Annotated in this window: 14 protein-coding genes; 7 read left to right on the top strand and 7 right to left on the bottom strand. The window is 68.5% G+C overall.

The genetic code is table 11. The annotated features are described in order from the left end of the window. Positions 1-16: 16 nt before the first annotated feature. From V5F74_RS12755 to V5F74_RS12745, 3 genes are read right to left on the bottom strand one after another with little or no spacing between them, the layout of a single operon-like run. Complete coding sequence (locus V5F74_RS12755; RefSeq protein WP_394008411.1) at positions 17-2410, bottom strand: xanthine dehydrogenase family protein molybdopterin-binding subunit; 2394 nt, start codon at positions 2408-2410, stop codon at positions 17-19. After that, positions 2407-2904: a (2Fe-2S)-binding protein gene (locus V5F74_RS12750; RefSeq protein WP_394008409.1), complete on the bottom strand. Its 498-nt coding sequence runs from the start codon at positions 2902-2904 to the stop codon at positions 2407-2409. The genes V5F74_RS12755 and V5F74_RS12750 overlap by 4 nt, the downstream gene beginning before the upstream one ends. After that, on the bottom strand, positions 2901-3761 hold the full coding sequence (locus V5F74_RS12745) for an FAD binding domain-containing protein (RefSeq protein ID WP_394008407.1): 861 nt from the start codon (positions 3759-3761) through the stop codon (positions 2901-2903). Before V5F74_RS12745 ends, V5F74_RS12750 begins: the two co-directional genes overlap by 4 nt. Before the next feature lie 396 nt (positions 3762-4157). Here V5F74_RS12745 and V5F74_RS12740 point away from each other — a divergent pair, with 396 nt between their 5' ends. The 7 genes from V5F74_RS12740 (at position 4158) to V5F74_RS12710 (ending at position 16605) form a co-directional block, all read left to right on the top strand. Next, positions 4158-4784, top strand: coding sequence for a TetR/AcrR family transcriptional regulator (locus V5F74_RS12740; protein WP_394008910.1), 627 nt, complete (start codon positions 4158-4160; stop codon positions 4782-4784). Positions 4785-5124: 340 nt separating this feature from the next. Further along, positions 5125-6381, top strand: a complete 1257-nt coding sequence (locus V5F74_RS12735; RefSeq protein WP_051679299.1) for a DUF2778 domain-containing protein — start codon at positions 5125-5127, stop codon at positions 6379-6381. A gap of 316 nt (positions 6382-6697) precedes the next feature. After that, on the top strand, positions 6698-9025 hold the full coding sequence (locus tag V5F74_RS12730) for a DUF3141 domain-containing protein (protein ID WP_394008405.1): 2328 nt from the start codon (positions 6698-6700) through the stop codon (positions 9023-9025). A gap of 105 nt (positions 9026-9130) precedes the next feature. Further along, positions 9131-10498, top strand: coding sequence for a bifunctional enoyl-CoA hydratase/phosphate acetyltransferase (locus V5F74_RS12725; protein WP_394008403.1), 1368 nt, complete (start codon positions 9131-9133; stop codon positions 10496-10498). An 11-nt stretch (positions 10499-10509) separates the two neighbouring features. Next, the gene (locus tag V5F74_RS12720) at positions 10510-11691 is read left to right on the top strand and encodes an acetate/propionate family kinase (RefSeq protein ID WP_394008401.1); all 1182 of its coding nucleotides are present in this window, start codon (positions 10510-10512) and stop codon (positions 11689-11691) included. Between the two features lie 14 nt (positions 11692-11705). Then, positions 11706-14309, top strand: a complete 2604-nt coding sequence (locus V5F74_RS12715) for a plasma-membrane proton-efflux P-type ATPase (protein ID WP_394008399.1) — start codon at positions 11706-11708, stop codon at positions 14307-14309. Between the two features lie 493 nt (positions 14310-14802). Next, the gene (locus tag V5F74_RS12710) at positions 14803-16605 is read left to right on the top strand and encodes a methanol/ethanol family PQQ-dependent dehydrogenase (RefSeq protein ID WP_394008397.1); all 1803 of its coding nucleotides are present in this window, start codon (positions 14803-14805) and stop codon (positions 16603-16605) included. 236 nt (positions 16606-16841) lie between these two features. Here V5F74_RS12710 and V5F74_RS12705 read toward each other — a convergent pair whose 3' ends face one another. The 4 genes from V5F74_RS12705 to phaC form a co-directional block, all read right to left on the bottom strand. Next, positions 16842-17495 carry a GNAT family N-acetyltransferase gene (locus V5F74_RS12705; protein WP_029558920.1) on the bottom strand — a complete coding sequence of 218 codons (654 nt, stop codon included), beginning with the start codon at positions 17493-17495 and terminating at the stop codon, positions 16842-16844. 41 nt (positions 17496-17536) lie between these two features. After that, entirely contained in the window at positions 17537-18802 is a 1266-nt protein-coding gene (locus V5F74_RS12700; RefSeq protein WP_394008395.1) for a M16 family metallopeptidase, read from the bottom strand. Then, positions 18799-20211, bottom strand: coding sequence for a threonine synthase (thrC, locus tag V5F74_RS12695; RefSeq protein WP_394008393.1), 1413 nt, complete (start codon positions 20209-20211; stop codon positions 18799-18801). Before thrC ends, V5F74_RS12700 begins: the two co-directional genes overlap by 4 nt. Before the next feature lie 391 nt (positions 20212-20602). After that, the gene (phaC, locus tag V5F74_RS12690; protein WP_394008391.1) at positions 20603-22612 is read right to left on the bottom strand and encodes a class I poly(R)-hydroxyalkanoic acid synthase; all 2010 of its coding nucleotides are present in this window, start codon (positions 22610-22612) and stop codon (positions 20603-20605) included. Positions 22613-22829 lie beyond the last annotated feature (217 nt).

The following is a 22829-nucleotide window of genomic DNA, read 5'->3' as shown; positions in this document are numbered from 1 at the left end:
TGGCTGTGGGCGGTCGTCAGTAGGCGCCGAGCGCTTTCAGGATGCGCGCGGGGGTCATGGGAATCTGGGTCAGCTCGGCGCCCAGCGGCGCGAGGGCGTCGTTGACCGCGTTGAGCGCGGCGGCCGAGGACGCTGCGGTGCCCGCCTCGCCGCAGCCCTTGGCACCAAGCTCTGTATCGCGGGTCGGCGTTTCCATGTGGGCGATCACGATGTCCGGCATCTCGCAGGACATGGGCACGAGATAATCGGCGAGCGAGCCGTTCACGAGCTGGCCGGCCTCGTCGTAGCGGCATTCTTCGAAGAAGGCGGCGCCGAGCCCCTGCACCACGCCGCCGCGCACCTGCTCCTCCACGAGGAGCGGGTTGATGATGCGGCCGCAATCCTCCACCACGAAGTGCTTGAGGATTTTGACGAGTCCCGTCTCCGCATCCACCTCCACATGGCAGCCGTGGATGCCGTTGGTGAAGGCGAAGGGGTAGCCGGACGGCGCATAATGGTGCGCCACCGTGAGCTGCGCGTCGGTGCCCGGCGGCAGCGTGTCGGAGCGGAAATAGGCGATGCGCGCGACCTCGGCGAGGCTAAGGCGCGCGGCGCCCCCCGCCTTGTCCACCACCTCGGCATCGACGAGATCAAGGTCGCCCGGCTGCGCCTGGAGGATGGCGGCGGCTACGTTCAGCACGTTGGCCTTGAGCTTCTTCGCCGCCTGAAGGGCCGTCTCGCCGCCGATCCCGGCACCGCGGCAGGCCCATGTGGCACCGCCGTGGGGCGTCACCTCGGTGTCACCGGTGATGACGCGCACGATGTCCCGGGAGACACCGAGATAGTCAGCGACGATCTGGCCGATGATGGCCTCGGTCCCCTGCCCCTGCTCCGTCACCGAAATCAGGCAGCGCACCTCGCCGGACGGGGTGATCTTGATGACCGCCCCATCCTGCGCAGAGATGCGCGCCCCGCCGATGCCGTAGAAGGCGGGCGTGGGATTGGTGATCTCGACGAAGGCCGCGATGCCGATGCCGCGATGGATGCCGCGGGCACGCAGCTCCGCCTGCTCGGCGCGCAGGCGGTCATAGTCCATCAGCGTCTTGAGCTTCGCGAGACAGGCTTCGTGGGAGAGCTGCTCGAACTTGAAGCCGGTGAGCGACTGGCAGGGATAGGCGTCGTCCGGAATGAGGTTACGCGCGCGCACCTCGAACGGGTCGAGCCCGGTCGCGGCAGCGGCCTTCTCCATCAGATGCTCGGTCACGGCGCAGGCGATGGGATGGCCCACGGCACGATACTGGCTCGTCTGCGTCTTGTTCTGGAACACCACCTTCAGATCGGCGCGGTAGGCCTCTAGCAGGTAGGGCGCGCCGATGAGGCGGATGACCTGGTTGCCCTCCACCGCGCTGGTGCGGGGATAGGTGGAGAAGGCGCCGATGGCGGTCTCGTCCTCCACCGCCATGGCGAGGATGCGGCCGTCCGCGCCCACTGCCGCCTTCGCCTTCACGCGATGGTCGCGGGCATGGATGTCGGAGACGAAGGCCTCCAGCCGATCGACCACATATTTCACTGGCCGGCCGGCGAGCATGGACAGGCCGATGACCGCCATGTCCTCGTGATAGACGTGCAGCTTCACGCCGAAGGAGCCGCCCACATCCGGCGCCGCCACCCGCACGCGGGCTTCGGGAATGCCGTAGTGGCGGGAATAGAGGTCCTGGAACTGGAACGGTGTCTGGGTGCCGTGATGGACGGTCAGCGCATGTTCGCTCGCGTCGTAATCGGCGATGAGCGCGCGCGGCTCCAGCGTCACGCCGGTGTGGCGGCCGAAGGCGAGGTCCGCTTCCACCACATGCGCGGCAGACGCGAACAGATCATCCACCGCGCCGCTCTCCAGCGCCGAGCGGAAGCACAGATTGTCGGCGAAGCCCTCCACGAGGCGGGGCGCATCGGGCGCCAGCGCCGTGTCGAGATCGGCGAGGACGGGCAGGTCCTCATACTCGATCTCCACCAGCTCGCAGGCATCCTCGGCGGCGGCACGGCTTTCCGCCACCACGGCCACCACCGCCTGCCCGCTCCATGTCACGCGGTCGAGGGGCAGCGGAAGCTGGGGCTCGGACTTCATGCCCTTGAAATGGTCGAGCGTGCCCACCCACGGCGTACACAGCTTCGCAAGGTCCTCCCCCGTCGCCACCAGAGCAACGCCGGGCGCCGCGCGGGCGGCCTCCACGTCGATGCTGACGATGCGGGCATGGGCGAAGGGCGAGCGCACGAAGGCCGCATGCAGCATGCGCGGCAGCTTCATGTCGGTGACATAGTTGCCCCGCCCCGCCACCAGCCGCTTGGCATTGGGGCGCGGCAGCGGGCGGCCCACATGAACGCCCGGCTCAAGATGGGGCGCCGCGCCGAGCGGACGGTCGAACGGGGCGTTCATTCTGCACCCTCCCCGTTCGCCTTGCGGGCGGCGGCCTCGATGGCGTCCACGATGGCCTCGTAGCCGGTGCAGCGGCAGTAATTGCCGGAGATGGCGTCGCGAATCTCCTCGCGATCCGGCACGCCACCGTTCGCGATCAGGGCGTGGGCGTTCACCAGCATGCCCGGCGTGCAGAAGCCGCATTGCAGCGCGTTGCGCTCATGGAACGCGTGCTGGAGCGGCGCCAGCGCGCCGCTGGCGACAAGTCCCTCCACCGTCTCGACGCGCTGCCCCTGCGCCTGCACAGCGAAGACGAGGCAGGAATGCACTGGCACCCCATCCAGCAGCACGATGCAGGCGCCGCATGCCCCCATCTCGCAGCCCACATGGGTGGCGGTGAGCTCGAGGTCCGTGCGCAGGAAATCCGCCAGCGTGGTCCGCGGCGCGACCATGCGGGCGATCTGTTCACCATTGACGGTGAGGGAGAGGGGGACTGCGCCCGCCATCATATTCATGAGCAGGTCTCCAGCTTGCGCAGCAGACGCCCGAGCAGGACGCGCGCGAGGTGGCGGCGCATGGCGGCGGGAATCTCGACGTCGTCCAGCGGATCGATGTCCGTATCCAGCGCGCGCTGGGCGGCGGCGATGGTGTCGGCATCGAGCGCCTTGCCGGCGATCTCGGCCTCGGCGTTGCGGGCGCGCACCGCCGTCGGGCCGACAGAAAAGAGGGCGATGCGCGGGTTGTCGATAATGGCCCCGTCTCGCTCCGCGAGGATGCCGCCGCCGACCATGGCGTAGTCGCCGCGACGCCGCGCCATCTCGTCGAAGGCACAGACATGGCGCGGCCCGGCGGCGGGCACATGCAGCGCCACGAGGATTTCTCCGGGCTCGATGGCGGTCTGGTAGAGGTCCTGAAAGAAGTCATCGGCGGCAACGCGGCGCATGCCGTCGACCCCGGAGATGTCCATCTCGGCGCCCATCGCCAGCATCATGGCTGGGAATTCGGACGCCGGATCGGCCAGCGCCACGCTGCCGCCGACCGTGCCGCGATTGCGGATGGCGGGATGGGCGACGAAAGGCGCGGCGGCCGTGAGCAACGGCGCATGGGTCCGGATCAGCGGCTCGGTCAGCGTTTCGGCATGGCGGGTGAGCGCGCCGATGCGCAGGGTTTCCCCGTCCAGCCGGACGCCGCGCATCTCGGGAATCGCGCAGAGGTCGATCAGCACCTGCGGCGCCTGCAGCCGCATCGCCAGCGCCGGCACGAGGCTCTGCCCGCCGGAGATGTAGCTCGCATCCCCATCGGCCCCGGCAAAGGCGGCATGCGCCTCGGCAAGGCTCGACGGACGCGCATAGGCGAAAGCGCGGGCTTTCAAGGGCAGGCTCCTCCCGGTCGAGCGTGGCTTCATTTTAGTGACCACTTGGTCACAACATGATCTCAGGCCGGTGTGCCTGTCAATAGTGCTGCGCGACCATTGGCGAAGAGCTTGGGAAAAGCGCTGGCAGGCAAATCATTGCAGTGCAGCGCGACGCTATTCCCGTCCGGATATATGATTATTGCCTTCCTTCATCTTTTCCTCGACTTCACTCGCCACAGGAGCTGCCGCCGCGACGTGGGAGCGGGCGTCGCCGCGCTCGGAGACCCTTGGTGGCGCGGGAAGGTTGCGCTATCGCAGGACGGTGGGCGCCCGGCCCATGCGCCGAACGGACTCGCCTTGAAGCCCACTCCCGACCAGAAGCCGACGCCGCCCACCCGCCCCCGTCGCCAGCACATGCGCGCGGCGGATCGCGAACAGGCGATCATCGAGGAAGCCGTGCGCTTCTTCGCCGAGCACGGATTCGAGGGACAGACGCGCGAGCTGGCGAAGCGGATGGGAATCACCCATTCCGCCATTTACCGCTACATCCCTTCCAAGGAAGCGCTCATCGAGCGGGTCTACGAGCACGTCTATCTCAGCCGCTGGAAGGCAGACTGGGCGCCTCTCGTGACCGACCGATCCAAGCCGTTGGAGGCGCGGCTCACGCAATTCTATCTCGAATATGTCGAACAGGTTTTCGACTACCACTGGGTGCGAATCTTCGCCTTTTCCGGCCTCAAGTCGTTCGACATCACCAGCCGCTACCTCATGATCGTCCGCGACCAGATCATCCTGCCCGCCTGCGCCGAGCTCAGGGCAGAGCTGAAGCTGCCGGCCCCCGGCGAAATTCCGGTCAGCGAACGCGAGGCCGAGCTGTTCTGGGGTCTGCACGGGCGCATTTTCTACCTTGCGATCCGCCGCTACGTGTACGGCACCACGACGCCGGAGGATCTCGACCCCATCGTCCGCGACGCAGTTCGCGCCTTCCGCGCCGGTGTCGCACCCGTGCTGAAGGACATCCTGGCGCAAGCCGGAGCCTGAAGAATGAAGGGCCTCGGGAGGGGGTTGCCCATATGACGTTACGTCATGTTCGCCCCTCGCCAAGACGGCCTTCCCTTGGTAAAGTTTCCGTGCGAACGGCCTTGTTCTCGCCGTCGTGATCTGGTCTAGCGTGGGGCGTAAAGGGAAAAGAAACCGAATTTCGGCAAGGTTGCAGGGCTGGCGGGAATGTGCGGCGGGGCCGCGCGGGCGCAGCGTTCAGAGCCGGTGGTCGGTCGGAGAAGATCCGAACCGGGCAAGGTTTGTGCGATGCGTTAGACCGAGGGACCCTGCGATGGACGAACGGAGCCGGTACCGACCGGCAGCGCTGATAGCGGGGACCATGAGGCACTCGGACCGGCAGGAATACGCGGCTTGGCAGGACGACGCGAGCGAGCATGACGCGCGCGCGGGCCATGACGCAGGCTTGCGCGACCACGGTGAATGGGACCGCGACGACGCTGATCCCCATGCCGACTGGCATGACCGGGCCGACTGGCACTGGACGCCGCATGTCCACGAGGAGGAGGTCGATGCCTCCGACTACGACCCCCACGCCTCGGATCCCCGGCCGCGCAGCACGTCCCGCCGCGGCACCCTCGTCGGCATCGGCACGGGCGTCGTTGCCGGCCTGATGGTTGCCGCAGGGGCCGTCTGGTACACGCAAGGCTCGTTCGCGTTCGGCGTCTCCGCACCGCCGCCCCAGATCGTCAACCGCCCCCTCGTCCGCGAGCTCAGCATGGCGGCCGCGGGAACGACCGTGACCGAGATTTCGCTCGTCGTCGGCTCCGGCGCGCTGGGCGTCGATCCGGGCAGCATCTACCTGACCAACGTGGCCATTGATGGCCGGTCCTTTGCCGCCGGGCCTGGACCGTCGGACAATTCCGCGCGCCTCACCGGCCGCGTCGTGCCGCTGCCCATGGCCAATCCGCTGAACCGGAACCAGGTGGCTGCCGCGGACGGAATCAAGGCGCTGGAACAGTTTGACCAGGGCGCGGTGCCTCTGCCCCTGCGCAAGCCGGCCATGCCGAACCAGCGCCTCGCCTACGCGTCCCTGCCCGACGCCTCCCTGACGGACACGCCCTCTGCCGTCCCCGGCAGCCAGGCCCCGGCTCCAGAGACGCCGACGCTCTCAGAGGATGAGCCGGCGCTGCCCACGCCCGGCAGCGGCTATGCCATCTACGACATCAAGGCCAAGGTCGTCTACATGCCGAACGGGGATCGGCTGGAAGCCCATTCTGGCTACGGCGATACCTTCGACGACGTGCGTGCCGTCAACAAGCGCATGGTGGGCCCGACCCCGCCCAACACCTACCAGCTGACCATGCGCGAATCCCTGTTCCACGGCATCGAGGCGGTGCGCCTCAATCCCATCGGAACCGGCCGGATGTACGGCCGCGCCGGCATCCTCGCCCACCCCTATCTCCTTGGTCCGCGTGGAGATTCCAACGGCTGCGTGTCGGTCAAGGACTACGACAAGTTCCTTGCCGCCTTCAAACGCGGTGAAGTGAAGAAGATGGTGGTGGTGGCCGAGCTGAAGCATGGTCCCAAGAAGGAAGAGAACTTCCTCCTGTCCTTCCTGAAGCCCAAGGACCAGTAGGGCGCCGGGGCGCCCTACCGCTGCAGGGCAAACTTTGCTCTCGGCGCCATTTCGACAATCCAGCAATGGCAAGGGTGCACGCCGGCTTTCGGTAGCGGCCAACCTCAATTCTGGCTGCAGTGCAGCAGAATGCACGCCATTCTTGCGCCACATCAAATTTCGCTGGCGTTCCGGATAGATACGGATGCTCCCGCACCCGTAGATCAACGGAATTGACCCGAGGGAGAGACGGGACCTTAGCTGCGGCCATTCGCACGTGCGAAAGCAACGTCCGGCCTGTCGCAATCGTTGGGCCGGCGAGAGACGGGAGCCCGTCATGGCCGCCGATACGCCTGCCCCCTCCCCTGTCCTTTCCCCCTTCCAGAACCTGCTGCGGTTCGACCCGAATGCCGCGATGTCGGCATTCCAGAAGGGACTTTCACCGGCATTCAACCCACAGTTCGGCATGGGTTCAGGTGCGAGTCAGGGCGGACCTCTCGGCGCCTACCTCGTGGACGCCGCCCAGCGCCAGGTCCTCTTCCTCGACCTCCTCCGCCGGAGGGGGAACGAGCAGCACGATATGACCTCACGACCCATGGCGACGGTGCTCTCCTTCGACCATGAGGTGCTGGTGAGCGGGCGGGCGCTGCCGCGGCCGATCAACTACTCCCTGTCCCGCATCGTCCCCCCCGCCGGAGTGGTGGTGGACCCGCGGAAGCGGCCGGTGGTGGTGGTGGACCCGCGCGCCGGGCAGGGGCCGGGCATCGGCGGGTTCAAGACCGAGAGCGAGATCGGCGAGGCGCTGGGCACCGGGCATCCGGTCTACTTCATCGGCTTCGCCGCCGAGCCGGAGCCGGGGCAGACCTTCCTCGACGTGGTGGAAGGTCAGGTCTCCTTCTTCGAGCGGATCCGGCAGATGCATCCGGAGGCGCCGCCCACCTTCGCCATCGGCAATTGCCAGGCCGGCTACCAGACGCTGATGGTGGCGATGCTGCGGCCGGACCTGTTCGGCCCCTGCATGGTGGCGGGCTCGCCCATGTCCTACTGGCAGGGCGTGCACGGCAAGAACCCCATGCGCTATTCCGGCGGCCTGCTCGGCGGCTCGTGGCTGACCAACCTCATCAGCGACCTCAGCGGCGGCAAGTTCGACGGCACCTGGCTGATCCTGAACTTCGACAATCTGAACCCGGCCAACTGGCTGTGGGGCAAGCAGTATGACGTCTGGTCGAAGGTGGATACGGAAGGCCCGCGCTATCTCGAGTTCGAGAAGTGGTGGGGCGACTTCATCAAGCTGAACGGCGACGAGATCCAGTTCCTGGTCGATGAATTCTTCATCGGCGACAAGCTCACCCGCAACGAGGTGCGCTCCACCGACGGCAAGGTGTTCGACCTGCGCAACATCTCCTCGCCGGTCATCGTCTTCACCTCGCAGGGCGACAACATCTCCCCGCCGCCGCAGACGCTGGGCTGGATCGTCGACCTCTACAGGGACGTGGACGACATCCGCGCCGAGGGTCGCACCATCGTCTACTGCATGAACCAGAAGGTGGGCCACCTCGCCATCTTCGTTTCCGCCAAGGTGGGAGCGAAGGAGGACGAGGAGCTGGTGCGCCTCATGGACCTCATCGACTGCCTGCCCCCCGGCCTCTACGAGCTGGTCATCGAGCCGGCCTCCGAGGAGCAGGTGAAGGCCGGTGGTCCCGCCTGGCATTCGCGCTTCGAGCTGCGCTCGCTGGACGACATCCGCGCCTATGGCCGCAACAGCGTGGAGGACGATCGCGCCTTCGCCGCCGCGCGGCGGGTGTCGGAGATCAACCACTCGCTCTATCGCACCTTCCTCCAGCCCGTCGTGAAGGCGATGGCGACGCCGCAGCTCGCGGATGCGCTGTTCCGCTTCAATCCGTTGCGGCTCTCCTACTCCCTGTTCGCGGATACCAACCCGCTCATGAAGGGGGTGGAGAAGCTCGCCGCCGACGTCACCACGGCCCGCAAGCCGGCGGACGCCTCCAATCCCTTCGTCACGGCGCAGAACTTCTGGTCCGACCAGATCAACGCCGCCCTCGACGGCTGGCGGGATATGCGCGACCGGGCGGTGGAGCAGTCCTTCTTCGCCGTCTACGGCTCGCCGGTGCTGCACGGCCTGCTGGGGCTCAACCTCGACGGGAAGGTCCGCGAGCTGCCGGCCAACAGCCCGCAGAAGGAAGCCTTCCGCGACCGCAAGATCGCCGAGTTCCGCGACCGCGTGGCCGAAGGCGGCTTCAACGAGGCGCTGGTGCGCGCCTCGCTCTACGTGCTCTCGGTGACACGCGCGCTGGACGAGGCGGCCGCCAGCTCGCTCAATGAGACGCGGCAGAAGCTGATGCAGCTCTCGCTGCCCGAGTTCAAGACGCTGGTGCGTGACCAGTTCTACATCCTGCTCCTGGAACGGGAGAAGGCGGTGGAGGCCATCGCCCGTCTGGTCACAGATCCGGGCCAGCGGCAGGATCTGGTGAACAAGGTGGTCGGCGTCGCCACGGCGGATGGCACCTACACCTCCGGCGAGCGGGCCCTGGTGGAACGCCTGGCCGAAATCCTCGGCGTCTCGGCGCCGAAGACCGTGGCGCTGGCAGCGGTGAAGACCGCGCCGGCCCCCGTGCCCGGCCAGAACCTCCCCGCAGCCGTCTGAGCCGGGAAGACGGGCGCGGCGCATCCCCCGCGCCGCGCCCGGACTTCTCCATTCCCCGGCCCGCCTGTTCCTCGCCTTCCCTCCCAGTGACGCGCCCGAGGAGGCATGTTCGTGCCCACCATCGCCAATCATCTGTTCGAGGACATCAAAGCGGGCGACAGTGCGTCCGCCACCCGCATCATCCGCACACCGGACCTGCGGGCCTGGGGCGCCGCCTTCGGCGATGCCGGCATGCTCGCCGGCGCCGGGTCGGGTCAGGCGGATGCCGGCCTTGCCGCCTCCCTGTTCGCCGCCCTGGTGGGCACGGCCCTGCCCGGCCCCGGCGCGGCCATCCGCGCCTCCAGCGTGCGCATCGCCGCGCCGCTGCCGGCCGACGTGCCGCTTACCGTCTCCCTCATCGTGCGCGACACCAACGCCGCAGACCGCACGCTCGGCCTCGACGGCGCGATCACGGCGCCCTCCGGCGCCATCGTCGCCACCGCTCAGATCACCGTGGCCGCGCCCGAGAAGGCCATCAGCGTCAGCGTGCCCGAGCACCGGCTGGAGGCGCTGCTGGAGCGCTGCAAGGGGCTCGATCCCCTGCCCACCGGCGTGGTCCACCCCCTGAGCCTTGATGCCCTGTCCGGCGCGCTCGATGCCGCCGCCGCCGGGCTCATCATGCCGGTGCTGTTCGGGCCGGAGGCGGACATCCGCCGCATCGCCGCATCCGGCGGCCTCGATCTTTCCGGCGCCCGCATCGTCTCCACCACGAGCGAGGAAGACTCGGCCGCCAAGGCCGCCGCCGCGGCCGGCGCGGGCGAGGTCGGGGCGCTCATGAAGGGCAGCCTTCACACCGACGTGCTGCTTCATGCGGTGATGGCGAAGGAGGCGGGGCTGCGCACCGGCCGGCTGCTCAGCCATTGCGCCATCATGTCCGTGCCCACCTATGCCCGCCGCGTGCTGGTGACGGATGTGGCGCTCAACATCGCCCCCGACACCGATCAGAAGCGCGACATCTGCCAGAACGCCATCGGCCTCGCGAAGGCGCTGGGCATCGAGACGCCCAAGGTGGCGGTGCTGGCGGCGGTGGAGATGGTGCACACCAAGATGCCCGCCACCCTCGACGGTGCCATCCTCTCCAAGATGGCCGACCGGGGCCAGATCGTCGGCGGCATCGTGGACGGCCCGCTCGACCTGGACGCGGCGGTGGATGCCGCGGCGGCGCAGGTGAAGCACATCGTCTCGCCCGTCGCCGGCACGGCGGACGTGCTGCTGGTGCCCAACATCGAGGCCGGCAACATGGTCTACAAGAACCTCGGCTTCATGGCCGACGCCCAGAGCGCCGGCCTCGTGGTCGGCGCCCGCGTGCCGGTGATGCTGACGAGCCGCGCCGACAGCGCCGAGGCCCGGCGCTTCTCCGCCGCCGCGGCGGTGATCTACGCCGATGCGCTCAAGCGCACGCCCGACGCCATCCTTCCCCACACCGCCGACTGAGCGAGGCTGCCATGACCGACGCCGTTCTCGTCGTCAATTCCGGCTCCACCAGCCTCAAGTTCGGCGCCTATGGGACGTCGAACGCGGAAGACCCGCCTTTGCTCTGCCGGGGCGGCATCGACAGCATGGCGGGCGATCCCCACTTCATCGCCAAGGAGCCGGACGGCAAGCCCATCGATGCCCACGAATGGGGCTCCGGCCATGCCCTGAGCCACAAGGAGGCGCTGGGCTACATCGTCCAGTGGCTGGAGCAGCACGAGGCCAACATCAAGGTGGTGGCGGCCGGCCACCGCGTGGTGCTCGGCGGCACGCGGTTTGAGGGCCCGGCGAAGATCACGCCCGAGGTGCTGGACTATCTCGACGGCCTGTCCGCCATGGAACCCTCGCACCAGCCGTTCAACGTGCGCGGCGCGCGGGCCATTGCCGAGGCCTTCCCCGGCCTGCCGCAGGTGGCGGTGTTCGACACCTCCTTCCACCGCACCATGCCGGAGGTGGCGCAGATCTACGCCTTGCCCAAGGCCGTGCGCGACACCGGCGTGCGGCACTGGGGCTATCACGGCATCTCCTACGACTATATCAGCCGGCAGGTGCCCAAGGTCGCCCCCGGCGCGCGGCGGGTCATCGCCGCCCATCTCGGCGGCGGCGCCTCGGTCTGCGCCATGCTGGACGGCAGGAGCGTCGAGACCTCCATGGCCTTCGCCGGCCTCACCGGCCTGCCCATGGCGACCCGCTCCGGCGACGTGCCGGCGGACGTGATCTTCTATCTGCTGCGCTCGGCCGGCTACACGCCCGAGGCGCTGGAAAAGCTGCTCTACGGCCAGTCCGGCCTCCTCGGCCTCTCCGGCGACAGCGCCGACATGCGGGTGCTTCAGGACAGCGCGGCGGCCGACGACAGGCTGGCCGTGGACTATTTCGTCTACAGCCTCGTGAAGTTCATCGGCGCCTATGCGGCGGTGCTGGGCGGGCTCGATGCGCTCGTCTTCACCGCCGGCATCGGCGAGAACTCGGCCAAGGTGCGCGCCGCCGTGCTGGAGCGCCTCGCCACCTTCGGCCTCATCCTCGATCCGGCGGCCAATGCCGCCAACGGGCCGCGCATCACCACGGCGGACAGCGCCGTCGCGGCCTTCGTGATCCCCACCAACGAAGAACTGATGATCGCCCAGCACACGCTGGCGCTCACCCGTTCCGCCTGACCGGGAGAAGTCCAATGGCACAGAGCGCAGCCCTCGCCGCCGCAGCTCCCACCGAGGCCCCCGCCGCGAAGCCGGCGGCGGGATCGTCCTCCGGCGCCGTCCGGCTGGATGCGGCGGCCATCGCCGCCAAGTTCACCGAACTCGGCGCCTCGCCCAAGGGCCTCACCGCCGCCGAGGCGGCCGAACGGCAGGCGAAATACGGCCCCAACGCCATCGTCGCCCATGAGGACAGCCGGTGGGAGAAGCTGGTCGGCTATTTCTGGGGGCCGATCCCCTGGATGATCGAGGCGGCGGCGCTGCTCTCCCTCATCCGGCAGGACTGGCCCGATTTCATCGTGGTCATGGGCCTGCTCATCTACAACGCCATCGTCGGCTTCTGGCAGGACAGCAAGGCCGCGAGCGCGCTGGCCGCGCTGAAGAAGGGTCTCGCGCTCAAGGCCCGCGTGCTGCGCGACAACAAGTGGATGACGGTGGACACCGCCGCCCTCGTGCCCGGCGACGTGGTGAGCGTCGCCGGCGGCGAGACCCTGCCCGCCGATCTGCTCCTCATCGAGGGCAAGTATCTCTCCGTCGATCAGGCGGCGCTGACCGGCGAGTCGCTTCCCGTCTCCAAGGCGGTGGGCGACAGCGGCTATTCCGGCTCCATCGTGCGGCAGGGCACCATGACGGCCCTCGTGACCGCCACCGGCAACGCCACCTTCTTCGGCCGCACCGCGAAGCTCGTCGCCTCGGCCGGCGCCAAGTCGCACGCGGAGAAGGCGGTCATCCAGATGGGTGACTTCCTCATCATCCTCTCTGCCGCGCTGGCGCTGGTGCTGGTGGTGGCGCAGGTCCACCGCGACATCATCGCCGACGGGCATTGGGAGTGGCAGCACGCCGGCGCCATCGTGCAGATCGTGCTGGTGCTGCTGGTGGCCTCGGTGCCGGTGGCGACGCCGGCCGTCATGTCCGTGACCATGGCGCTGGGCGCGCTGGCGCTCTCCAAGCAGCAGGCCATCGTCTCCCGCCTCTCGGCCATCGAGGAGCTGGCGGGCGTGGACGTGCTGTGCTCCGACAAGACCGGCACTCTGACACTGAACCAGCTCACCCTCCAGGCGCCCATCCCGTGGGGCAAGGCCGCGCCGGACGACCTCATCCTCGGCGCCGCACTCGCCTCCCAGCGCCAGAGCGACGACGCCATCGACAAGGCGGTGATCGCCGCGGTGAAGGACCCGAAGGTGCTGGACGGCTACAAGAGCGTGGACTTCACGCCCTTCGATCCCGTCAGCAAGAAGACGGTGGCGAGCGTCACCGGCCCGGACGGCAAGACCGTGCATTTCGCCAAGGGCGCGCCGCAGGCCATCGCCGCCCAGTGCGGCCTCTCGGAGGCCGATGCGAAGGGCTATTTCGACGCGGTGGAAACCCTCGCCCGCAGCGGCACCCGCGCGCTCGGCGTCGCCCGCTCGGACGACGGCAAGACCTGGACGCTGCTCGGCCTCCTGCCCATGCTCGACCCGCCCCGGCCGGACGCGGCGGAGACCATCGCCAGGGCCAAGGCGCTCGGCGTCTCGGTGAAGATGGTGACGGGCGACGACGTGGCCATCGGCGGCGAGATTTCCCGCCAGCTCGGCCTCGGCGATCATCTGCTGGTCGCGAGCGACGTGTTCGGCCAGGATTCCGGCCCCGAGCACATCGCCATCGACGCCGCCCGCGCGGTGGAGGTGGCGGACGGCTTCGGCCGCGTCTTCCCCGAGCACAAGTTCCAGATCGTGAAGGCCTTGCAGGAGCGCGGCCACATCGTCGCCATGACCGGCGACGGCGTGAACGACGCCCCCGCCCTGAAGCAGGCCGATTGCGGCGTCGCCGTCTCCGGCGCCACGGACGCGGCCCGCAGCGCCGCGGCGCTCATCCTCACCGCGCCGGGGCTCTCCACCATCATCAACGCCATCATGGAGGCGCGGGCGATCTTCGAGCGGATCACCAGCTACATCTACTACCGCATCGCCATGACACTGAATATCATGCTGGTGGTGGTTCTGGTTTATCTGGTCTACGACTTCATGCCGCTCACCGCGATCATGATCGTCGTCATGGCGTTGCTTGACGACATCCCGATCATGACCATCGCCTATGACAATGTGAAGGTTCAGGACTCACCGGTGCGCTGGAACATGCAGCGCATCCTCTCCTTCTCGACCATCATGGGCATCATGGCGCTGGTGCAGAGCTTCGGCATCGTCATGCTCGGCATGTTCTGGATGAAGAGCCCGGAACTCATGGCGCGGCTGCCCATGGACCTGTCGCACATCCAGACCATGCTGTTCCTGCAATTGTGCGCCGGCGGGCACCTGCTGTTCTTCGTCTCGCGGGTGCAGGGCACGCTGTTCCGCCCGCCCTATCCCAGCCTGCCCGTGCTGGCGGCGGTGATGGGCACGCAGATCTTCGCCATCTTCATGTGCGCCTTCGGCTGGTTCATGCCGGCTCTGCCGTGGCTGCTCATCGGCGTGGTCTGGGCCTATTGCCTGGTGTGGACGCTGGTGATGGACCTCGTGAAGGTCATCTACTTCCGCTTCGTGAATGCGCGGGAGCGGCGCATGAGCCTGATCGACGCCTCCATCGGCCCGGTCGTTCCGGGCTGAGCCTCCCCGAAACCAGCGGTGCCCCCTCTCCCCTTGCGGGAGAGGGTGGACCGCGGCGCAGCCGCGAGACGGGTGAGGGGTCCGGCACGGCCGTCACAGTGCGCAACGGATGGGGAAACACCCCTCACCCCCAACCCCTCTCCCGCAAGGGGAGAGGGGAGGCCGACCACCGTCATCGCCCGGACACGCCGGGCGATGACGCCCTGAGGGGCGGAGGCGCGGTTGTTTCGAAATGCGCCGGCACGCCCCCTCTCCCCTTGCGGGAGAGGGCTGGGGTGAGGGGTATGCCCTCGGCAGAACCGGCTTCTGGGACTAGCGGTCAGGCCCGCCCCCCTCACCCCCGGCCCCTCTCCCGCAAGGGGAGAGGGGAGATAGGCCGCACCACGCCTGCCCCTGCGGCGCGGTTGCGTCGCTGGCGTGCGGCGAGGATGCTGCGGGCGCGGGGGAGACCTTCGCGCCTGTTTGCGTCACGACACCCGGACTGCCTTCGACGATGACACGCCTCCTCCCCGCCCTCCTCCTCGCGTTCCTCCCGGCCGTAGCCCTCGCCAATGACGACGTGTTGGCGCGCACCGCCACCGGCGCGGAGCAGGTGTTGCAGACGGTGGACTACGCCAACACGCGCTATTCCCCGCTGAAGCAGATCGATGCCGGCAACGTGGGGCGCCTCCAGGTGGCGTGGACCTTCTCCACCGGCGTGCTGCGCGGGCACGAGGGCGCGCCGCTGGTGGTGGGGGACGTGATGTATGTCCACACCCCTTTCCCCAATGTGGTCTATGCCCTCGATCTCAAGAACGAGGGTCGCATCCTCTGGAAATACGAGCCGCGGCAGAAGAAGGACGTGGCGGCGGTGATGTGCTGTGATCTCGTCAATCGCGGCCTCGCCTATGCGGACGGCCTCGTCTTCCTGCATCAGGCGGACACCACCATCGTCGCGCTCGACGCGAAGACGGGAGCGAAGCGCTGGTCGGTGGCCAACGGCGATCCGGCGCTGGGCGCCTCCAACACCGCCACGGTCATGCCGGTGAAGGACAAGCTCATCGTCGGCATTTCCGGCGCCGAGGCGGGCGTGCGCGGGCACCTCTCCGCCTATGACCTCAAGGACGGCCACCTCGTCTGGCGCGCCTACAGCACCGGGCCGGATGCGGAGATGCTGTTCGATCCGGAGAAGACCACCGAGCTGGGCAAGCCCGTGGGCAAGGATTCGTCCCTCAAGAGCTGGTCCGGCGACCAGTGGAAGATCGGCGGCGGCGCCACCTGGGGCTGGTTCGCCTACGATCCCAAGCTCAACCTCGTCTATTACGGCACCGCCAACCCGGCCACCTGGAACCCCAGCCAGCGGCCGGGGGACAACCGCTGGTCCGACACCATCATCGCCCGCGACGCGGACACCGGCGTCGCCCGCTGGGTCTACCAGATGACCCCCCACGACGAGTGGGACTATGACGGCGTCAACGAGATGATCCTCACCGAGCAGGAGGTGGACGGGAAACCCACCCCGCTCCTCACCCATTTCGACCGCAACGGCTTCGCCTACACGCTGAACCGCGAGACCGGCGCCCTGCTCCGCGCGGGGAAATACGAGACCACGGCAAACTGGGCGAGCGGCTTCGATCTCGACCCCAAAAGCCCCGCCTACGGCCGCCCGAAGCGCGACCCCGCCTTTTCCACCGAGCGGGAGGGCGAGGATGTCACCTACACCGGCATCTGCCCCTCGTCGCTGGGCGCCAAGAACCAGCAGCCGGCGGCGTTCTCGCCGCAGACGCGGCTGTTCTACGTGCCCGTCACCCGCATGTGCATGGATTACGAGCCGTTCCACGTGGATTACGTGCCCGGCCAGCCCTATGTGGGCGCCACCCTCTCCATGCATCCCGCCCCCGGCACCGCGGGCAGCACCGGCGCCTTCCTCGCCTGGGATGCGCTGAAGGGCGAGGCCGTGTGGTCGAAGCCGGAGCAGTTCTCCGTCTGGTCGGGGGCGCTGGCGACGGCGGGCGGCATCGTCTTCTACGGCACGCTGGAAGGTTGGCTGAAGGCGGTGGACGCGAAGACGGGCCAGGAGCTGTACCGCTTCAAGACGCCCTCCGGCATCGTCGGCAACGTCACCACCTTCATGCAGGGCGGCCGGCAATATGTGGCCGTGCTCTCCGGCGTCGGCGGCTGGGCCGGCATCGGCCTCGCCGCCGGCCTCAGCGACCCCGGCGACGGCTCGGGCGCCAACGAGGCCTATGCGGCGCTGAACCAGTATACGGCGCTGGGCGGGCAGCTCACGGTGTTCGCCCTGCCCAAGGGGGAGTGAGGGGGGGCGCGAAGCGCCCCGTTCCCCGGACAAGCGACGGTGCAGCCGGAGCGCGGATCCGGGGTCCAGCGCAAGAGTCCCCGCGCAGCGGGGCAAAATGCGAGGGCGGTGGGGTCAGGAAGCGCCAGCGGCGAACTCTTGCGCTGGGCCCCGGCTCGCATTCCGCTGGCGCTGCATGCGTCCGGGGCGCGAGGGTGGTTCATCGCGTCCCCGTCGCGAAGAAGCGCGCGTGCCCCCTACTGTGCCGCCGGCGGCACGCGGCTCAGGCGGGTGGCCAGGGTGTCCCCGCGCGGCACGAGCCGGGCGATGGGGTCGCTCTTCAGGCGGGCGAAGAGGATGTGGTCCTCCCACGTGCCGTTGATGCACAGATATTCCCGGGAATAGCCCTCGCGGGTGAAGCCGCAGCTTTCAAGCAGGCGGATGGAGGCCTGGTTGTGGGGCATGCAGGCCGCCTCCACCCGGCGCAAATGGAGCACGTCGTGGGCCACCGGCAGCAGCGCCGTCACCGCCGCCCGCATGTAGCCCTGCCCGGCATAGGGCGCGCCCATCCAGTAGCCGAGGCTCGCCGCCTGGCACACGCCGCGCCGCACGTTGGACAGGGTGAGACCGCCGACGAGTTCATCGTCCGCGCGGCGGAAGATGAACAGCGGATAGGCCTCGTCCGTCACCATGTCGCGGGCGTAGCGCCGCAGCCGCCGGCGGAAGGCGCCGCGGGTGAGGTCATCGGCCGGCCACAGGGGCTCCCAGGGCGTGAGGAAGCCGCGGCTGATGTCGCGCAGGGTCCGCCACGCCACGAAGTCCTTCATCTGCGGCACGCGCAGATAGACGCCCTTGCCCTCGATGGTGGGGAGGGGCTCGGCGGGGAAGGGAAAAAGTGCGGACAGCCACATCACGTTGCGCCCGAGCCAAACTCCGTTGCCGGCGCAGCCGGTTAGTGACCCCCAAGACGCTGCACCACCCGTGCAGCCGGTTCAAGCCCGCCCTTCGGCCCGATGACGCTGAGCGTCGGCCGGCCGCGGCCGATGAGGCGGGACGCGGCGGCGCGCACGGCGGCGACATCCACCGCCTCCACCCGGGCGACGATCTCCTCCACCGGGATCACCCGGCCGAAGCCGAGGATCTGCCGGGCGAGCTGGTCGGCGCGGGCGCCGGAGCTTTCCAGCGCGGCGAGCAGCCCCACCTTCATCTGCGCCTTGGCGCGGGCCACCTCCAGTTCGGTCACGGTCTCGGCCGTGTCGAAGATCTGGTCCACCACCGCGTTGGAGAGCTCCTCCACGTCGCCGGTGTCGGTGCCGGCATAGATGCCGAACAGGCCGGTGTCCTGATAGCTCCAGTGGAAGGCGTAGATGGAGTAGCAGAGCCCCCGCTCCTCCCGCACATCCTGGAACAGGCGGGAGGACATGCCACCGCCCAGCACGTTCGAGAGCACCTGAAGGGCGTGGTAGTCCGTATCCTTGTAGGAGCAGCCCTCCAGCCCCATCAGCACGTGCACCTGCTCGAGGTCGCGCGCGGTCAGCCGCGTGCCGCCGGCGTAAGTTGCGGGCGACAGCTCCGGTGCCGCGCCGTTGCCGACGCCGGAGAGGCGGGCGGCGGCCTCGTCCACGAGGCGGTCGTGCTCCACCGCGCCGGCGGCGGAGACCACCATGCGCGGGCCGCGATAGGTGCGGCCGAGATAGGCGCCGAGCTGGTCGCGGCTGAAGCCGCGCACCGTCTCCGGCGTGCCGAGGATGGAGCGGCCGACGCTCTGGCCGGGGAAGGCCTGCTCCTGGAACAGGTCGAACACCAGGTCGTCGGGCGTGTCCATCACCGCGCCGATCTCCTGCACGATCACGTTCTTCTCCCGCTCCAGCTCGTCGGGGGCGAAGGCCGGCTCGGTGAGGATGTCGGCGAGGATGTCGATGCCGAGGCCCACGTCCTCGCCCAGCACGCGGACGTTGTAGGTGGTCTGCTCCACCGAGGTCGCGGCGTTGATGTCGCCGCCCACCTGCTCGATCTCCTCGGCGATGCGGCGGGCGGAGCGGCGGCGGGTGCCCTTGAAGGCCATGTGCTCCAGAAGGTGCGAGATGCCGTGCTCGTCGCCCTTCTCGTGCCGCGCGCCGGCGCCCACCCAGATGCCGAGCGAGGCGGTGCCGAGGTGGCTCATCTCGTCGGAGATGACGGTGATGCCGTTGTCGAGGGTCGAGATCTTCACGCTCATGCCGCGGCGCCCCGTCCGACCCGCGCATGGGTGCGGATGAAGGTTTCGATGGCCACGAGGTCGTTGGGCAGCACGCTCACGCTTTCCTTGCGGGTCAGAAGGTCCGCCATGTGCGGCGGCAGGCCGGGCCGGTGGCCGGTGGCGGCTTCCACCGCATCGGGGAATTTGGCGGGATGGGCGGTGGAGAGCACCACCTGCGGCACCTTGGCCGCGTGCTCCACCTTGTCCGCCACCGCCAGCGCCACGGCGGTGTGCGGATCGGCCAGATAGCCGGCGGACTGGTAGAGGCGCGCGATGGTCTGCGCCGTCTCCGGCTCGTCGGCGCGGCCGGCGGAGAAATCGCTGCAGATGGCGGCCAGCGCCTCGCGCGGCACGGTGAAGGCGCCGGACTGGCCGAGCGAGGCCATGAGCTGGCGCACCGCACCGCTGTCCCGGTCCACCGCCTCGAACAGCAGGCGCTCGAAGTTCGACGACACCTGGATGTCCATGGACGGCGAGGAGGAGGGATACACCCCCTTCACCTCATAGCGCCCCGTCTCCAGCGTGCGGGCCAGGATGTCGTTGACGTTGGTGGCGATGGAGAGGTCGCGGATGGGCAGGCCCATGCGCTTGGCCACATAGCCGGCAAAGATGTCGCCGAAATTGCCGGTGGGCACCACGAACGACACCTCGCGGTGCGGCGCGCCGAGCGCGGTGGCGGCATAGAAATAATAGACCACCTGCGCGACGATGCGCGCCCAGTTGATGGAGTTCACCCCGGCCAGCGCGAGGGAATCGCGGAAGGCGTGGTGATTGAACATGGCCTTCACATGGGCCTGGCAATCGTCGAACGTGCCTTCCACCGCGATGGCGTGGACGTTGTGCGCGTTCACGGTGGTCATCTGACGGCGCTGCACCTCGGACACCCGCTTGTGCGGGTAGAGGATGAACACGTCCACCGCGTCCGAATGGCGGAACGCCTCGATGGCCGCGCTGCCGGTGTCGCCCGAGGTGGCGCCGACGATGGTGGCGCGGGCGCCGCGGGCGGCGAGCACATGGTCCATCATGCGGGCGAGCAACTGCATCGCCACGTCCTTGAAGGCCAAGGTCGGACCGTGGAACAGCTCCAGCAGGAAGCGGTTGGGGCCGATCTGCGTCAGCGGCGTCACCGCCGGATGGCGGAAGGAGGCGTAGGCGTCGGCGATCATCAGGTCGAGCACGCGCTCGGGCAGCGCATCGCCGACGAAGGGGGAAATCACCGCCTTGGCCACCGCCGGATAGGGTTTTCCCGCCAGCGCGGCGATCTCGTCCGCGCTCAGGGTGGGGAACGCCTCCGGCACATAGAGGCCGCCGTCGCGCGCCAGACCGGCCAGCAGCGCATCGGAAAACGACAGGACAGGAGCTTCGCCCCGGGTGGAAACGTAACGCACGGGCCCTCGACAGGTCTTGAGAGGCCCAAAGCGGGCCTCCCGCCAAACTAACCGCAAGCGCGCTCGCGGGAAAGGCGGACGGGAGAGGGGTGTGCGGAAGCGGGCCGATGGCGGCGTGATGGCGGGGTGACGGCTGTCAGGAGCCCTCTGCTATTGGGGCCACGCAGCTCACGGGCTGAACCCACAGGCCGTCATGGCCGGGCTTGTCCCGGAAGTCGGCTGTTGCCGACTTCCGGCTTTGAGAACGCAACCCGCAAAAATGCGGGTTGCGGCCATCCACGTGGATCGGCCGGGAATACGTGTCGGCCATCGTCCGGTCGGCACGACGTGGATGCCCGGCACGAGGCCGGGCATGACGGTGGTGAGGAAGCGGGGCGCGCGCCCCCTCCCCTCAGCTCTTTTCGCGCACGTAGCGGCCGGGGGCGTCCTCGATGGGGGTGAAGTGGCCGCCGCCGATGGGGCGGGCGGGCACGTCCTCGGGGTAGTAGCCGGAGAACCAGTTCAGCCAGTCCGGCCACCAGGAGCCCTTGTGCTCCTGCGCGCCCTGGAGCCAGAGGTCGTAGCTCGGTCCGGTGGGGCCGTCCGCCCAGTACTGGTACTTCATCTTGGCCGGCGGATTGACCACGCCGGCGATGTGGCCGGAGCCGGCGAGCACGTAGCGCACCGGGCCGGAGAGCATGTTGGCGCCGATGAACACCGAGTTGGGCGGGGCGATGTGGTCTTCCCGCGTCGCCAGCGAATAGACCGGCACGTTCACCTTGGTCATGTCGATGCGCACGCCGGACAGCTCGGCGAGGCCGCGGGCGATGTTGTTGGTGAGGTAGCAGTTGCGCAGGTAATAGGAGTGGTTCGCCGCTGGCATGCGGGTGGAATCGGCGTTCCAGAACAGCAGGTCGAACGGGAACGGCGCCTTGCCCTTCATGTAGTTGTTCACCACATAGGGCCAGATCAGGTCGTTCGAGCGCAGCATGTTGAAGGCCGAGGCCATCTTGCTGCCTTCCAGATACCCCGTCTGCTTCATCTTGCGCTCGATGGCGGCAAGCTGGTCCTCGTCCACGAACACCTTAAGATCGCCCGCGTGGGTGAAGTCGATCTGCGTGGTGAGGAAGGTGGCGGAGGCGATGCGGTCATCCCCCGTCGCGGCCATGTAGGCGAGCGTGGTGGCGAGCAGGGTGCCGCCGACGCAATAGCCCATGGCGTGGGCCTGCCGCTCGCCGGTGGCGACGGCCACCTTGTCGAGGGCGGTCATGATGCCCTCGCGCATGTAATCGTCGAAGCCCTTCTCGGCGAGCCGGGCATCGGGATTGACCCAGGAGATGACAAAGACGCTGATGCCCTGGTCCACCAGCCACTTGATGAAGGACTTCTCCGCCGTCAGGTCGAGAATGTAGAACTTGTTGATCCACGGCGGCACGACGAGCAGCGGCATCTTCTTCACGCTGCCGGTCGTGGCCTCGTACTGGATGAGCTGCATCAGATCGTTTTCGTAGATCACCTTGCCCGGCGTGGTGGCGAGGTTGCGCCCCACCTCGAACGCGCTCAGGTCCGACTGGCGGATCTTGAGGGAGCCCTTGCCGGCGACGAGATCCTCCGTGAGGTTCTTCATCCCCTTCACGAGATTCTCGCCGGACGAGGAGAAGGTCTCGCGGATCAGCTCCGGATTGGTCATCACGAAGTTGGAAGGCGAGATGGCGTTCGTCACCTGCTTCACCAGGAAGCCGGCCTTGTGCTTGGTGTGGGCGTCGAGGCCCTCGGCCTCCTCCACCATGTCCTCGGCCCAGCGGGTGGTGACGAGATAGGCCTGCTTGAGCGCATCGAAGATAGGGCTTTCGCGCCAGCCCTCATCCTTGAAGCGGGCGTCGCGCGCGTCCGGCGCCGTCACCGGCTCCACCTGTTCGCCGCCGAGGCGCTTCAGGGTGTTGGTCCACACCGAGAGATAGCCGGCCATGAGGCGGGTCTGCGCCTCCAGCGTGCGCTGGGGATCGGTCATCCAGTATTCGGCGACCTGCCCCACGGTCTTGAGGGCGTCGGCGATCTCGTCGGCGAGATCGTCGGTCTTGGCCTGGGTGCGCGGGCCGAGATAGGCGGCGAGCGCCTTGCCGCCCTCGTCCACCATCTGCGCGAGATTCTGGGAGAAGGCCTCGATGTTGAGGCCGGGGCGGGCGCCGTCGTCCTTGCCGTCACCTTTGCTATCGCTCTTGCCGTCAGCCCTGGGCCCGGCGCCGGCCTTCGGCGCGTCCGCCTTGGCCGCGGGGGGCGCCGATTCGGGCGCGGGATTCGGGGGGGTCTGGGCCGCGGGGGGGACGACGCTGAGATGCGCGGGGCCACCCGCCGCAACCGGCGATTCCACCGACATCATGGGGGCGGCGGATACGTTCGGCGTTTCCTCAACACGGGACATGCGCGTTTCCTCTCGCGGGTCTTGCTCGCGGGCCGTTACGAAACGTAGCCCATCTTTATCGCTGCCTGCGCTTCCTTCATACTCTAGAGTGTGAAAGTGACAGGATCGAGCCTCGCGGCCACGCCGCAGGCGCCCTTAGACACACCTCCTTGGTCGAGTCTGCGGTACGCCCGCACGGCACCGGCCCCTCAGGAGGTATCTCGCCCCGGTATCGTCA

The sequence above is a fragment of the Xanthobacter aminoxidans genome, assembly GCF_043193615.1.
GTDB classification, from domain to species: Bacteria; Pseudomonadota; Alphaproteobacteria; order Rhizobiales; family Xanthobacteraceae; genus Xanthobacter; species Xanthobacter aminoxidans.
Note: the sequence above shows the minus strand (reverse complement) of the source record. Positions and strands in the feature narration are given on the sequence as shown.